The organism is Pseudomonas sp. MT3, from assembly GCF_054720805.1.
Genome location: NZ_JBTVPY010000004.1, coordinates 144,046 through 158,832 on the forward strand (window position 1 = coordinate 144,046; position 14,787 = coordinate 158,832).

Here is a 14,787-nt window from a genome sequence, read left to right on the forward strand (position 1 = left end):
CGATGAAATCCATCTTCCTGCGCATCTACGGCGGCATGCTGCTGACCCTGGTACTGGTGGCCGTCCTCGGCGTGCTGACCCTGCACCTGGTCAACGAGGTGCGCGGCGAGCGTTACCGCGAGGAGTTGGCGCGCGGCACGTTCCGCCTGATGGCCGATGAGCTGCTACCGATGACCGAGGTGGATCGCAAGCGCGCGCTGACCCAGTGGAGCCGCCTCCTGGGCATTCCGCTGGCGCTGACCGAGCTGGATGGATTGGGCATGGACGGGCGCAGCCGGGCGCGACTGATGAACGACCAGGTGCTGGTGCAGGCCGTAGAGCCGCACAGAGTGCTGGTGCTCACCCAGGTCAGCGCGGCGGAGGGGCTGATCCTCACCGGCGAGGTGGAGCAGGTCAGCGAGCAGTTGGCGCGCGCCACCATCTACCTGCTGATGGATGAGCTCAAGCGCTACCCCGCCAGCGAGCAGCCCTATCACCTGGCGCGCATCGTCCGCGACAAGCGCTTTGGCTACGATGTGCACCTGCTGCGGCTGAAGGAGGTCGACCTGGACGACGACCAGAGCCGCCGGGTGGAGGAGGGCGACACGGTAATGGCGCTGGGCAAGGGCGGCGACTCCATCCGTGTGCTGACCGGCATCCTCGACACACCCTGGGTACTGGAAATAGGCCCGATCTATCAGATGAATCCGTATCCGCCGCAGTTGCTGTCGATCATCGTGGTCGTCGCTCTGAGCCTGATCGGCCTGACCCTGTATCTGCTGATCAGCGGCCTCGAGCAGCGCCTGCGCAGCCTGGAATCGGCCGCCACGCGCATCGCCCGCGGCAGCCTGGATACCCGCGTGGAGGCGCGCGGCGCCGACTCGGTGGGGCGCCTGTCGGGCGCGTTCAACCATATGGCGGAGCAATTGCAGCTGTTGCTGACGGTGCAGCGCGAACTGGTGCGCGCGGTGTCCCACGAGTTGCGTACGCCGGTGGCGCGCCTGCGTTTCGGGCTGGAAATGATCGAGTCGGCGGAAACCGATGCGGCGCGTCGCAAGTACATGGACGGCATGGACGGCGATATCCAGGACCTCGACCAACTGGTGGACGAGATGCTCACCTATGCGCGCCTGGAGCAGGGTTCGCCAGCGCTGACCTACCAGCACCTGGAGCTGGCGGTTCTGGTGCAGCAGGTGGTTTCGGAAATCGCGCCGCTGCGGCGGGAGATCAGCGTCACCATCGAGCCGGGCTCGCTGGTGCCGTTCGACCAGGGCAGTTGGGTGGAGGCCGAACCGCGCTACCTGCACCGCGCGCTGCAGAACCTGTTGACCAATGCCCTGCGCTACGCCGAGGGGCGCGTACGGATCAGCTTCCGGGTCAGCGTGGACCGCTGCCAGGTGGATGTCGAGGACGATGGTCCGGGGGTGCCGGAGTCGCAATGGCCGCGCCTGTTCGAGCCGTTCTTCCGGGCCGACGACAGCCGCGCGCGGGTCACCGGCGGGCATGGGCTGGGGCTGTCGATCGTGCGGCGGATCGTCCATTGGCACGGCGGGCGGGCCTCGATCGCGCGCAGCGCGAGCCTGGGCGGGGCCTGTTTCACGCTGGTCTGGCCGCGCCGGCAGGCACCGAAGGTCGAGTGAACGTTCAGCCGCGCATTCGCAAGGTTTGACCTTTAGGTCAGAAAATGCAGAATGCTGCGGTGCCACCGACCTTGGCCGGTGACCATTCCGGTCTGCGCTGCTTTCTCCCTTTCGCTTTTTATCCCATGAGGGGTATTGCAGCTTCACCGCTATCGTTATGTAATTTTAGTTATAGCGATGGCTTGCCATTGTCGCCGGCATGTCCGTCCGATCTCGAAGCCTTGATAACAACGACCCACTGGAGCATCACGATGAAACACCGCTTCGCCCGCCTTTCCCTGCTGGTCGCTTCCTGTTTCGCCCTGCACTCGGCGCTGGCCGATGAGGTGCAGGTCGCCGTCGCCGCCAATTTCACCGCGCCGATCCAGGCGATCGCCAAGGACTTCGAGAAGGACACCGGGCACAAGCTGGTCGCCGCCTACGGCGCCACCGGCCAGTTCTACACCCAGATCAAGAACGGCGCGCCGTTCGAGGTTTTCCTCGCCGCTGACGACAGCACGCCGAAGAAGCTCGAGGAAGAGCAGGAAATCGTCCCTGGCTCGCGCTTCACCTATGCCGTCGGCACCCTGGCGCTGTGGTCGGCGAAGGACGGCTACGTCGACGCCAAGGGCGACGTGCTGAAGAAGGACGCATTCAAGCACCTGTCCATCGCCAACCCGAAAACCGCGCCCTACGGGCTGGCCGCCACCCAGGTGCTGGACAAGATGGGCCTTGCGGACAAGGTCGCCGGCAAGATCGTCGAGGGCCAGAACATCACCCAGGCGTTCCAGTTCGTTTCCACCGGCAACGCGGAACTGGGCTTCGTGGCGTTGTCGCAGATCTACAAGGATGGCAAGGTGACGAGTGGTTCCGCGTGGATCGTGCCGGGCGACCTGCATGAGCCGATCCGCCAGGACGCGGTGATCCTCAACAAGGGCAAGGACAGTGCTGCCGCCAAGGCGCTCGTGGAGTACCTGAAGGGCCCGAAAGCCGCCGCGGTGATCAAATCCTACGGCTACGAAATCTGACTCTCTAAGGAACAGGCGATGCCCCTCACGCAGGAGGATTTCCAGGCCATCTGGCTCACCATCGAGCTGGCGGCCCTGAGCACGGCGATTCTCCTGTTGATCGGTACGCCCATCGCCTGGTGGCTGGCGCGCACCCGCTCCTGGTTCAAAGGCCCGCTGGGGGCGGTGGTGGCGCTGCCGCTGGTGCTGCCGCCGACGGTGATCGGCTTCTACCTGCTGATCACCCTGGGCCCCAATGGCGCCATCGGGCAACTCACCGAGAGCCTGGGGCTGGGGCGGTTGCCCTTTACCTTCGCCGGGCTGGTGGTGGGCTCGGTGTTCTACTCGCTGCCCTTCGTGGTGCAGCCGTTGCAGAACGCCTTCGAGGCGATCGGCGACAAACCGCTGGAGGCCGCCGCGACGCTGCGGGCGAGCCCTCTGGATACTTTCTTCTCGGTGGTCCTGCCGCTGGCGCGGCCGGGCTTCATCACTGCCAGCATCCTCGGCTTCGCCCACACCGTCGGTGAGTTCGGCGTAGTGCTGATGATCGGCGGCAACATTCCGGGCAAGACCCGCGTGGTGTCGGTGCAGATCTTCGATCACGTCGAGGCGATGGAGTACGCCCAGGCGCACTGGTTGTCCGGAGGCATGCTGGTGTTCTCCTTCATCGTCCTGCTGGCGCTCTACGCGAGCCGCCGCAGCCGTTCGGCCTGGGCGTGAGGTGGGGATGAACGAAACCGTCGACATGCGGGCCATCGAGGCGCGTTTCCAGATCGCCTACCCGGGCTTCAGCCTGGACGTGGACCTGCAACTGCCGGGGCGCGGCGTCACCGCGTTGTTCGGCCATTCCGGCTCGGGCAAGACCACCTGCCTGCGCTGCGTGGCGGGGCTTTCGCGCGCGCCGCTCGGCCGCCTGGTGGTGAATGGGGAGCTCTGGCAGGACAGCGCCACGGGTGTGTTCCTGCCGCCGCACCAGCGCGCCCTGGGTTATGTGTTCCAGGACGCCAACCTGTTCGAGCACCTGTCGGTACGGCGCAACCTCACCTACGGCATGAAGCGTGTGCCGCGCGACCAGCACCGCGTGAAGCTGGAGCAGGCCAGCGAGCTGCTGGGCATCGGCCATCTGCTGGAGCGCATGCCGAGGCACCTGTCCGGCGGCGAGCGCCAGCGCGTCGGCATGGCCCGCGCGCTGCTGACCAGCCCGCGCCTGCTGCTGATGGACGAGCCGCTGGCGGCGCTGGACCTCAAGCGCAAGGCGGAAATCCTGCCGTATCTGGAGCGTCTGCACGACGAGCTGGATATCCCGATTCTCTACGTCAGCCATTCGCCGGATGAAGTCGCGCGGCTGGCCGATCACCTGGTGCTGCTCGACCAGGGCAAGGCCATTGCCAGCGGGCCGGTGATGGAGACGCTGGCGCGCACCGATCTGCCGATCTCGCACCTGGAGGATGCCGGCGTGGTGATCGACGGGCATGTGCTGGCCCACGACGCCGGCTACGGGTTGCTGACCCTTGAGCTGCCCCGTTGCGAACAGCGCATTCGCCTGGCCCATGCGCCGATGGAAAAGGGCAGGGCGCTGCGCATCAAGGTGCAGGCGCGGGACGTCAGCCTGAGCCTCGAGCCAGCGGCGCACAGCAGTATTCTCAACGTACTGCCGGCGACGGTGGTGGAGATGGTGCCGACGGACAATCCCGCGCACTTGCTGGTGAAGCTGGATGTGGCCGGCACGCCGCTGCTGGCGCGGATCACCCGCTATTCCCACGACCAGCTTGGCCTGCGCGCCGGGCAGGCGGTGTGGGCGCAGATCAAGTCGGTGGCGCTGCTGGCCTGAGGCTGTGGGCTTTCCGCATGAGCGGACTTCGTCCGCGATGTTCCTGCTTTTTGTGGGGCGTGCCCGTTGCAGGAAACAAGGCATAGCGTTATCCGCTGTGATGGGTGCCGCTTTGTTCCACGCCACTCCCTGGGTCTGGCAGTGATCGCTGCCGTTGCTCTTCGTAGGAGCGAGCTTGCTCGCGAACAGATGTGGGGGCGGCGGCGGGGCGGCGGGAACAGCTTCGCGAGCAAGCTCGCTTACAGGGGCCGGAAGCTCGGTAGAGGGGATAAAGAACAAGGGCGGCCAACGAAGGCCGCCCTTTTTTCTTTCAGGTTACGCCTTACAGCAGCGGAATGGTGTAGCTGACGATCAGGCGGTTCTCGTCCTGGTTGCGCTGGCTGGCGGAGCCAGCGGTCGTGGCGGCGGGCAGGCCGCTGCGCATGGTGGCGTTCTTCCAGGCCAGGCCCAGGCCCTTGAAGGTACCTTCCGGCACCACGTAGCCGAGCGCGATATCGCGTTCCCACTCGCCCTGGTCGCCTTGCTTGGTGTCGATGTTGTCGGCGTTCAGGTAAAGCACGCTGAAGGTCAGGCCGGGCATGCCGAGGTTGGCGAAGTCGTAGGCGTAGCGACCGATCCAGGTGCGCTCGCCGGCGTGGTTGAACTTCAGCAGCTGGGCGTCGGAGATCAGGTAGGTGCTGGTGCCTTCGCCGTCGCCGCGGTTGAGGTAGGGGAAGTCGCTGTCGCCGGTCATGACCTGGTAGCCGGCACCGAGGCTATGGCCGCTCAGGGCGTAGGTGAACATGCCGCTGTAGACGTTGTTGTCCACTTCGCCCTTGGTGCTGTTGCCGCCGTAGTAGCCGCTGCTGACGTAGCCGTCGGCGCGGCCGGAGGCGCTGCCGTTCTTGCCGTCGGAATCGCTGATGAAGACGCGGATGTCGGACTTCAGGGTGCCCGGGCCGATACCCCAGTTATGCACCAGGCCGAAGTAGTTCTGCTTGTAGAAGTTGTCCAGCTCGCCGTAGTAGTACGACAGGGTCAGGTTCTTGGCGGCCTTGTAGTCGCCGCCGGCGAAGTAGAACTTGTTGCTGTCGCGCGAAGAGGCGCTGCTGCCGTTGGCACCGGCGATGGACATGCTGCGCCAGTCGGTGGAGTTGCGGCCCTTGGTGTGGGTCAGTTGGCCGCCGGTCAGGGTCAGGTTGTCGATGTCGCTGGAGGTGACCTGACCGCCCTCGTAGGTCATCGGCAACAGGCGGGCGTCGTTGTAGACCACCACCGGCAGCTTGGGCTGCAGGGTGCCGTAGCGAAACTCGGTCTTGGAAATCTTCGCCTTGGCGGTGAGTCCCAGGCTGCTGAACTCATCCACCGCGCTGCCGTCGCTCTCCAGCGGAAAGATGGTGCCCGGCTGGCGGTCGATGCCCGGCTTGCCGGCCTTGCCGCCGCCGTCCAGGCGCACGCCGAGCAGGCCCAGGGCGTCGACGCCGAAGCCCACGGTGCCTTCGGTGAAGCCCGAGGCATAGTTGAGCATGAAGCCCTGGCCCCATTCTTCCTGCTTGCTGGGCGAGGCGGGGCCGTTGCGGTTGTCGGTGTTGATGTAGAAATTGCGCAGGGTGAGGCTGGCCTTGCTGTCCTCGATGAAGCCGCCGGCGGCCGCCGATTGCGCGATGAGACCGAGCGAGCTGGCTGCGATGGCGAGCGCCAGGGTGTTTCTGGTCATTCCGTTTGCTCCGATGTGCGGTTCTTCTTGTGGATACCCCAGTCGCCAAGGTTTTTGACTTGGCTGTATAGGATTTTATATAGCGGTGGACCTGCTGACGACTCCCCGAGCGGTAAAACCTGAGGTTCAAAAGAGGTAGATGAGCGTCTGAGCGGCGTGCATGACGCCAAATTCTGACTTTTAAGTCAAGACATTATGGCCGTCAGATATCGGCGGGAATCGCCACCAGGCTGAGCAGGCGGTCGTCCTGCAGGCTGAATTGCCCGTCGATTTCCTTGCCGCGATGCCATTCCGCCGAGAGGTCGGTGAGCAGTCGCAGGCGGGCATGGCCGCCGGCCGACCACTGGATCAGTTCGGCGTGCTCGAAGTAGAAGCGTTGGCGCACCAGTGGGAAGAGCGCCTTGAACAGGCTTTCCTTGAGCGAGAAGGTGAGGGTGATTTGCAGCGCGGCCTGTTCGGGGTCGAGCCGCGACAGTTCGTCCGGGGTGAGGATTTCTCCGGCCAGGTGCTGGGCGCGGGCGCTGTCGAGACGGCTTTCCACGTCCAGCCCCAGCCCGCGCCAGGCGTTCGCGCGGGCCACCACCGCCGCTGCCCAGCCGTCGCCGTGGGTGATCGAGCCGCAAAAGCCTGGCGGCCAGATGGGCGCCCGCTCTTCATCGGTACCGGGCACTACGGCGTCGGCGCCGCTGGCCTGCAACGCCGCGCGGGCGCAGAGGCGGCCGGCGAGGTATTCGGCCTGGCGCTTGGCAACGGCGCGCTGGATATTCGCCGGGGCCTGCACCTGGCTGTGCTGGAAGTCAGCGGGCAGCAGGCGCTGGCGATCGAAGCGGGTGCTGCGCATCTGGCAGCCGGCCAGTGGGACGGGTAGCGGCCAGTCGGCGGAGAGCGGGGTGCAGAAGACGGGAAGGGTGGTCATGGGGAGCATTCTGCCGCGCCGGAACGTGGCTCACCAGTCACGCGGCGCTTACATTCCTTTGCAAACCTTCACCAAAGGCGTACGGATTCGCCGGACGAGCTTTGCCACACTGCCGACCGCGTTCCCTGTGGGGACGCAGGTGAGGTTGTTGTTGGGGTGCCGCCACGGTGGGCTCCGACCTTTACACTTGATTGAGTGCGGGAGCCCCCAGGGGCTCCCGTTTTTTTTGTGCTGCGCTCAGGACTTCTCGTCGAAGAGCTCCTTGAAGAACGCCTGCAGGTCCGCCCAGGACTTCTGGTCGGCGGCCTTGTCGTAGCCCACGTCGAGGCCGTGGCCCTTGTGCATGTCGGCGTCCGGGTTGGTGAAGCTGTGCTTGGCGCCCGGCAGCACGACTAGTGTGTAGTCGGCCTTGGCGTTGTCCATCTCGGCCTTGAAGGCGGCGACGCTTTCTGCCGGCACCAGGGTGTCGGCGCCGCCGTGCTCGACCAGTATCTTCGCCTTCACCGCGCCCGGCTGTGCCGGCGTATCGGTGGCCAGCACGCCGTGGAAGCTCGCCACGCCGGCCAGCGGCAGGCCGGTGCGGGCCATGTCCAGCACCACCTTGCCGCCGAAGCAGTAGCCGATCGCGGCGATCTTGCCCGGGTCGGTCTGCGGTTGTTTCCTCAGCAGGTCGAGGCCGGCCTGGAAGCGTGCCTTGGCGGCGTCGGCGTTCTTCAGCGCTTCGCTCATGAAGGCCTTGGCGTCGTTGGGGTGCTCGGTGTGCTTGCCGCCGCCGTACATGTCGATGGCCAGCGCGCTGTAGCCCAGCGCGGCGAGGTCGCGGGCGCGGCGTTTGGCGTAATCGTTGAGCCCCCACCATTCGTGTACCACCAGTACGCCGGGACGGATGCCGGGTTTGGCGTCGTCGTAGGCGTAGTAGCCGACCATCTTCGTGCCGTCGGCGGACTGATAGGGGATTTCCTGGGTCTTGATCGCGGCGCCGGCGCTGGCGGCGAACGCGAACAGCAGCAGGGCTGTGAGCAGGCGCATGGGGGTTCTCCGTGGCGGTGGCCGAAGGTGGCCCTGAGAAGATAGTCGCTTCTGCGGCACCTGCCCGGCGCAGGGACAACCGTTCAATCCTGCGGCGATGGATGAAATGTAAGATGGCCTCGTCTACCCTTGGCGCCACTCCCCGACCCCGGAAAGCGATTGGCTGATGCTGGACCTCAGTACCTGGAACCTGACCACTCCCCAGCGCGGCCCCGCCGCGACCATTTCCACCGCGAGGCTGAATCGCGATTACCAGAGCCCCTACTTCCAGCGCAGCGTCAACGGCGTGGAAATCTGGGTGCCGGTCAACGGCGCGCACACCAACGGCAGCGAATACCCACGGACCGAGCTGCGCGAGACCGCGCCCAACGGCGCGTTGTCGTTCTGGCGCTACCCGAAGGCCGACAATAACCTGCTGGTGGCCACCTTGCGGATCGATGCGGTTCCCTCTACCCGGCGCATGGTGATCGGGCAGATCCACAGCAACGGCAGCAACAGCGCCGAGGCACTGCCGCTGGTGAAGCTGGTCTACCAGCAGCGTCTGAACCTGGGGCGCGTGCAGGCGTTGGTGCGCGAGCATCCCGATGATGTCTCCACCCGCACCTACACCGTGTACGAAGGCCTTCCGCTGGGCGAGGCGTTCAGCTACCGGCTGGGCGTGTCGCGCAGCGGGCTGTTGACCGTCCAGGTCAACGACGGCCACGTGACCCAGCAGTTGAACCCACAGTGGGCCTTCCAGGGCCTGTACTTCAAGGCCGGGCTCTATCTGCAGGACAATCGCGGGCCCGCGAGCGAGGGTGGCCGGGCCACCTTCAGTAACCTGACGATCTACCACCAATGAGGATGTCTTTCATGGCAGTGCGCATTTCCCTGGCCCTTTCCCTCCTGCTGCCGGTCGCGCTGGCGCAGGCGGCGCCGGGCGATGACTTCGGCGCCTGCCTGGACCGCCTGCAGGACAAGGCCCAGGCCAGCGGCGTCAGCGCGGCCAGCTACGCGCGCTTCACCCAGGGCCTGCAGGCGGACATGAGCGTGCTCCCGTTGCTCGATGCGCAGCCGGAATTCACCACGCCGATCTGGGATTACCTGGCGGGGCTGGTGGACGAACAGCGCGTGGCCGACGGCAAGGCGATGATGACCGAGCACGCCGATCTGCTGCGCAAGGTCGCCGCGCGCTACCACGTCGATCCGGCCGCCGTGGTGGCGGTATGGGGCGTGGAGAGCGATTACGGGCGCATCACTGGCAAGCGGCCGCTGCTGGTGTCGCTGTCGACGCTGTCCTGCTATGGGCGCCGCCAGGCATTCTTCCAGGGCGAGTTCATCTCCACCCTCAAGCTGTTGCAGGCCGGCGATATCCGCGACAGCGGCATCACCGGCTCCTGGGCCGGCGCCTTCGGCCAGACGCAGTTCATGCCGTCCACCTACGCGCGCATCGCCGAGGACTTCGATCGCGACGGCCACCGCGACCTGGTGGGTAGCACCGCCGATGCCTTGGCGTCCACCGCCAACTACCTGCGCAAGTCGGGTTGGCGCGAAGGCCAGCCCTGGGGGTACGAAGTGAAGCTGCCGGCGGGCTTCGATGCGTCGCTGGCCGGGCGCACCAAGCGCCGGCCGATTGCCGACTGGAGCGCGCGCGGTGTGAAGCGTATCGATGGCCAGCCGATCCCGAACCTGAACTCCAGGGCGGCCATCCTGCTGCCGGCCGGGGCGCAGGGGCCGGCTTTCCTGGTACTGCGCAACTACGATGCGATCTATTCCTACAATGCGGCGGAGAGCTACGCGCTGGCCATTGCCCTGCTGTCCGACCGCCTGCGTGGCGAGCCTGGGCTGCGCGCATCCTGGCCGACCGACGATCCGGGGCTGAGCCGGATGCAGCGCAAGGAGTTGCAGGAGTTGCTGATCCAGCGCGGTTATGACATCGGCAAGGCCGACGGCATGATCGGCGACATGACGCGCCGGGCGATCCAGGAAGAGCAGCGCAAGCGCGGCCTGACGCCCGCGGATGGGCGGGCAGGGCAGAAGATCCTGAAGGCATTGAAGAGCGGGTAGGCGATACCGTTCTGGCGGTCCGAAGCCCTGGCGCAAGCCGGGGCTTTTGTCTCTCGTAAGAGCACCTTGTCCGCAAAGGACGCTCCGTGCCGCTCTGGTTCTGGTTCTGGTTCTGGTTCTGGTTCTGGTTCGCGAGCAAGCTCGCTCCTACAAAGAGCATGGAGCAAGACTGCAGGAGCGAGCTTGCTCGCGAACCCAAGGCATCGATGCTCGCGAAAAGTCCCATCGCGGACAAGGTCCGTTACTACGAAAGCTGCTGGCGGTTTCCTTCATCCAGCTCGTTCAGCTTGGGTTCAGCGCCCCGACAGGTTCCGTTCAGTACCCTCCTCGTAACCTTTTCCCCGTCAACCCATTACGCAGATCCTTGACGGGAGAATCCCCATGAAAACCATGAAGAAAATCGCCCTCGCCAGTGCCATCCTCGGTGCCAGTGTCGCCGCCACTGCGGCCAGCGCCGCCGACACCTTCGTCGGTATGACCTGGGGCGAAACCAGCAACAACATCCAGAAATCCGACGCGCTGAATCGCAACCTCGGCAACCCGAAATTCGACAGCGTGATCAACAACAGCGGTACCTGGGGCGTTCGCGCCGGCCAGCAGATGGAACAGGGCCGCTACTACGTCACCTACGAGAACGTTTCCGATACCGACAGCGGCCTGAAGCTGCGCCAGCAGAACCTGCTCGGCAGCTACGACGCCTTCCTGCCGCTGGGCGACCAGGGCACCAGGCTGTTCGGCGGCGGCACCGCCGGCCTGGTCAAGCTGGAGCAGGACTCCAAGGGCTACAGCCGCGACAGCGATGTGGGTTACGCCATCGGCGCCCAAGCCGGTATCCTCCAGGAACTCGGCAAGAACGCATCCGTGGAAGGCGGCTACCGTTACCTGCGTAGCAACGCGAGTACCGAGATGAGCCCGCACGGTGGCAGCAAGGTGGGATCCCTTGACCTGCACAGCAGCTCCCAGTTCTACCTGGGCGCCAACTACAGGTTCTGACCGGTACCGTAACCGGGCCTCGCGTGGCCCGGTTGCCTGACTCAGGGAGCACGCGCATGAAATTGCTGGTGGTGGAAGACGAGGCGCTGCTGCGCCATCACCTGTACACCCGGCTCGGCGAACAAGGCCATGTGGTCGATGCCGTGGCCGATGCCGAAGAGGCGCTGTACCGCGCCAGCGAATACCACCACGACCTGGCGATGATCGACCTGGGCTTGCCGGGCATGAGCGGCCTGGACCTGATCCGCGAGTTCCGCAGCCAGGGCAAGACCTTCCCGATCCTCATCCTTACCGCGCGCGGCAACTGGCAGGACAAGGTCGAAGGCCTGGCCGCCGGCGCCGACGACTACGTGGTCAAGCCCTTCCAGTTCGAGGAGCTGGAGGCGCGCCTGAATGCCTTGTTGCGCCGCTCCAGCGGCTTTTCCCAGTCGAGCATCGAGGCCGGCCCGCTGCTCCTCGACCTCAACCGCAAGCAGGCGCTGGTCAATGGCGAGTCGCTGCAACTGACCGCCTTCGAATACCGCATCCTCGAATATCTCATGCGACATCACCAGCAGGTGGTGGCCAAGGAGCGGCTGATCGAGCAGCTCTACCCCGATGACGACGAGCGCGATCCGAACGTGATCGAGGTGCTGGTCGGCCGCCTGCGCCGCAAGTTGGAAATGGCGCCCGGCTTCAAGCCCATCGATACGGTGCGTGGCCAGGGCTATATCTTCAACGAGTTGTGCAAATGATTCGTTCGCTGCGCCTGCGCTTGATGATCGGCGCGGCGACGCTTGCCATCCTGTTCATGGCGGCTTTGCTGCCGGCGCTGCAGCGGGCTTTCAGCATTGCCCTGGAGAACGCCATCCAGCAGCGCCTGGCGGCCGATGTGGCGACGCTGGTGTCGGCGGCGCGCATCGAGGGCGGGCGGCTGAGCATGCCGGACCATTTGCCGGTGGAGGATTTCAACCTCCCCGAATCCAAGCTGCTGGGCTACATCTACGACCAGAATGGCCGATTGGTCTGGCGCTCCACCTCGGCGCAGGATGAGAGCGTGGAGTATGTCCCCAAGTACGATGGCCTGGTCGACGAGTTCACGCGCATCCGCGATCGCTCCGGCCAGGAATTTTTCGTCTACGACGTGGAAATCGACCTGCTCGGGGGGACGCAGGCGGCCTACAGCATTGTCACCATGCAGCCGGAGAGCGACTTCCGCGAATTGGTACGGGGTTTCCGCGAACAGCTCTACGTGTGGCTGGGCGGAGCGCTGCTGGTACTGCTGGGGATGCTCTGGCTCGGTTTGAGCTGGGGCTTTCGCTCGATGCGCGGGCTGCGTGCCGAGCTGGATCAGATCGAGGCTGGCGAGCGTGAGCGCCTGAGCGATGAGCACCCGGACGAGATGCTGCGCCTGACCGGTTCGCTGAACCGCCTGCTCGACAGCGAGCGCGCCCAGCGCGAGCGCTACCGCAATTCCCTGGGCGATCTCGCCCACAGCCTGAAGACGCCGCTGGCGGTGCTGCAGGGCGTCAGCGAGAACCTCGCCGCGCAGCCGCAGAACCGCGAGCAGGTGCAGGTGCTGCAGACTCAGATCGAGCGCATGAGCCAGCAGATCGGCTACCAGTTGCAGCGCGCCAGCCTGCGCAAGAGCGGCCTGATCCGGCATCGTGCGGCGCTCGAACCCTTGCTCGACACCCTCAGTGGGGCGCTGGACAAGGTCTACCGCGACAAGCGCGTGCTGCTGGAGCGCGACATGCCCGAGGGATTCGCCCTGCCGCTGGAGCAGGGCGCGCTGCTGGAAATGCTCGGCAATCTGCTGGAAAACGCCTACCGCCTGTGCCTGACGACAGTAAAGGTCAGCGCCCGCAAGCAGGGCCGTTTCTTCGAGCTCGTCGTCGAGGACGACGGTCCCGGCGTTCCGGGCAGCCAGCGCGAGCGTATCCTCAAGCGCGGCGAACGCCTGGACACCCAGCACCCCGGCCAGGGCATCGGCACGGCGGTGGTGAAGGACATCATCGACAGCTACGACGGCGAACTGGCGCTGGAGGATTCCGAGTTGGGTGGGGCGTGCTTCCGGATTCGCCTGCCGGGGTGATCGGGCGCCGGTGCGGGTTCGCGAGCGAGCTCGCTCCTACAGAAAGCCGGTCGACCTGTGCTGCCGAAGACCGCTATGCAGGGCCCGCTCTTCGTAGGAGCGAGCTTGCTCGCGAACGCCCACGCACCGGAGCCTCGTTTTAGGTCGTAGGGCGCATAACGCGCCAGTGTTATCCGCCGCGAGAGCAATCGGCGGATAATCCGTTCCGGGTTATGCGCCCTGCGGCCTGGGCGCCGGCGCTCCTACAGGTTGAAACCGAGCTATTCCCCCTGCTGCGCCCTGTAGGCGCCGGGCGTCAGCCCCGTCCATTTCTTGAACGCCCGGTGGAAGGCCGAGGGCTCGGAGAAGCCGAGCTGGTCGGCGATGTCCTGGATCGACAGTTCGTCGCGCCCCAGGTAGTAGATCGCCAGGTCGCGGCGCAACTGGTCCTTCAGCTCCTGGAAGTTCGGCCCTTCTTCGCGCAGGTGACGACGCAGGGTCTGCGGACTCATGTGTAGTTGCGCGGCGACCTGCTCCAGGTCCGGCCAATTGCGGCAGTCGCGGCCAAGCAGGCGGCGGATCTGGCTGGTCAGGCTGTCGCCGCCGTCGGGACGGGCGAGCAGGTCGGCGGGAGAGTCCTTGAGGAAATGCTTGAGCGTGCGTTCGTCCTGCAGCAGCGGCATGTCCAGGTAGCGCGCCGGCAGCAGCAGGCTGGTGCTGTCGGCGGCGAAGCGGCGTGGGCAGGGGAACAGCAGGTCGTACTCGGCCTGGTGCTCCGGCGCGGGGTAGCTGAAGGTGGCTTCTTCCAGGCGGATACGCTGGCCGATCAGCCAACTGGCCAGGCGGTGCCAGATCAACAGCAGGCTCTCGGTCAGGAAGTGGTCGGGGTCGTGCAGGTGGCGTCCGTCCAGGGTCAGGCGCGCCCGGTCGCCCTCGCGGACCAGGTGGATCGACGGGGCTCCGGGAAACAGGCCGTAGAACAGTATGCCCCGGATCAACGCCTTCTCCAGCGTGCGGCAATGGATGATGGCGTTGCACATCATGGCGAAGGTGCCGCGTTTGCTGGGGACGTTGCCAAACCCCATGTACTCGTCGTCCAGCGCCTCCCACAAGCACTGTATCAACCGTGTGAGCTGGCTGGGGTCGATCCGTGCGCGGGGTTCGTCGAGCACCGCCTGGGCGATACCGGCATCGCGCAGCAGACGCGCGGTATCCAGCCCCTGGCGCCGAGCACCCTGCACGGCGGCGCGGATGAAATGGCTGGCAATGGTGCGTTCTCGCATGGGGAGTCCTTGTTGTTCTGTCCGTGCGTCATTCGTGCGCGCGGTGTGTCCGGGCCGTCGTTGGGGAGCCGTCGCGGGGCTCTACACTACGGTACGAAGGCCCTGGCGGATACCCGCCAGAGGGCGGGAAATCCGCCAGCCGGAAGGCGGGTTTCCGCCATTTCTGGCTGCCTGCGTACCGTGTCTTTAATGGCAAGTTATTGAAAATAAAGGATTAGATTGATTTTTAACGGTCTGGCACAGCACTTGCGATAAGCGCTCAAGGCTTGCCTGTGGGCATGCCCTGAAAACAAATTCTCCCAGTGCAGGGAGATAACGCGTTCGGTATTGCCTCC

Annotated in this window: 13 protein-coding genes; 9 read left to right on the forward strand and 4 right to left on the reverse strand. The window is 65.6% G+C overall.

What is annotated here, in order from left to right; genetic code table 11:
- The first annotated feature begins 2 nt into the window (after nt 1-2).
- From ACYCAX_RS05860 to modC, 4 genes are all read left to right on the forward strand, one after another.
- On the forward strand, nt 3-1,619 hold the full coding sequence (locus ACYCAX_RS05860; RefSeq protein WP_015476618.1) for an ATP-binding protein: 1,617 nt from the start codon (nt 3-5) through the stop codon (nt 1,617-1,619).
- A gap of 251 nt (nt 1,620-1,870) precedes the next feature.
- On the forward strand, nt 1,871-2,626 hold the full coding sequence (modA, locus tag ACYCAX_RS05865; RefSeq protein ID WP_460247577.1) for a molybdate ABC transporter substrate-binding protein: 756 nt from the start codon (nt 1,871-1,873) through the stop codon (nt 2,624-2,626).
- An 18-nt stretch (nt 2,627-2,644) separates the two neighbouring features.
- Nucleotides 2,645-3,325, forward strand: a complete 681-nt coding sequence (modB, locus tag ACYCAX_RS05870) for a molybdate ABC transporter permease subunit (RefSeq protein WP_015476620.1) — start codon at nt 2,645-2,647, stop codon at nt 3,323-3,325.
- 25 nt (nt 3,326-3,350) lie between these two features.
- Entirely contained in the window at nt 3,351-4,436 is a 1,086-nt protein-coding gene (gene modC / locus ACYCAX_RS05875; protein WP_015476621.1) for a molybdenum ABC transporter ATP-binding protein, read from the forward strand.
- Nucleotides 4,437-4,758: 322 nt separating this feature from the next.
- Here modC and ACYCAX_RS05880 read toward each other — a convergent pair whose 3' ends face one another.
- From ACYCAX_RS05880 to ACYCAX_RS05890, 3 genes are all read right to left on the reverse strand, one after another.
- Complete coding sequence (locus ACYCAX_RS05880; RefSeq protein WP_460247578.1) at nt 4,759-6,132, reverse strand: OprD family porin; 1,374 nt, start codon at nt 6,130-6,132, stop codon at nt 4,759-4,761.
- Nucleotides 6,133-6,334: 202 nt separating this feature from the next.
- A complete protein-coding gene (locus ACYCAX_RS05885; protein WP_294977726.1) occupies nt 6,335-7,048 on the reverse strand; it encodes a 4'-phosphopantetheinyl transferase family protein in 714 nt (237 codons plus the stop codon).
- A gap of 237 nt (nt 7,049-7,285) precedes the next feature.
- Nucleotides 7,286-8,077, reverse strand: a complete 792-nt coding sequence (locus ACYCAX_RS05890; RefSeq protein ID WP_460247579.1) for a dienelactone hydrolase family protein — start codon at nt 8,075-8,077, stop codon at nt 7,286-7,288.
- A gap of 166 nt (nt 8,078-8,243) precedes the next feature.
- Here ACYCAX_RS05890 and ACYCAX_RS05895 point away from each other — a divergent pair, with 166 nt between their 5' ends.
- From ACYCAX_RS05895 to ACYCAX_RS05915, 5 genes are all read left to right on the forward strand, one after another.
- Nucleotides 8,244-8,918, forward strand: a complete 675-nt coding sequence (locus tag ACYCAX_RS05895) for a polysaccharide lyase family 7 protein (protein ID WP_294977729.1) — start codon at nt 8,244-8,246, stop codon at nt 8,916-8,918.
- Nucleotides 8,919-8,929: 11 nt separating this feature from the next.
- Entirely contained in the window at nt 8,930-10,123 is a 1,194-nt protein-coding gene (locus tag ACYCAX_RS05900) for a lytic murein transglycosylase (RefSeq protein WP_294977731.1), read from the forward strand.
- Between the two features lie 381 nt (nt 10,124-10,504).
- Nucleotides 10,505-11,116: a hypothetical protein gene (locus ACYCAX_RS05905; RefSeq protein ID WP_294977733.1), complete on the forward strand. Its 612-nt coding sequence runs from the start codon at nt 10,505-10,507 to the stop codon at nt 11,114-11,116.
- Between the two features lie 56 nt (nt 11,117-11,172).
- Entirely contained in the window at nt 11,173-11,850 is a 678-nt protein-coding gene (locus tag ACYCAX_RS05910; RefSeq protein ID WP_015476628.1) for a response regulator, read from the forward strand.
- The gene (locus tag ACYCAX_RS05915; RefSeq protein WP_015476629.1) at nt 11,847-13,190 is read left to right on the forward strand and encodes an ATP-binding protein; all 1,344 of its coding nucleotides are present in this window, start codon (nt 11,847-11,849) and stop codon (nt 13,188-13,190) included. The genes ACYCAX_RS05910 and ACYCAX_RS05915 overlap by 4 nt, the downstream gene beginning before the upstream one ends.
- A gap of 260 nt (nt 13,191-13,450) precedes the next feature.
- On the opposite strand, the gene ACYCAX_RS05920 is transcribed toward ACYCAX_RS05915, so the two are convergent.
- Complete coding sequence (locus tag ACYCAX_RS05920; RefSeq protein ID WP_015476630.1) at nt 13,451-14,452, reverse strand: AraC family transcriptional regulator; 1,002 nt, start codon at nt 14,450-14,452, stop codon at nt 13,451-13,453.
- Nucleotides 14,453-14,787: the final 335 nt, after the last annotated feature.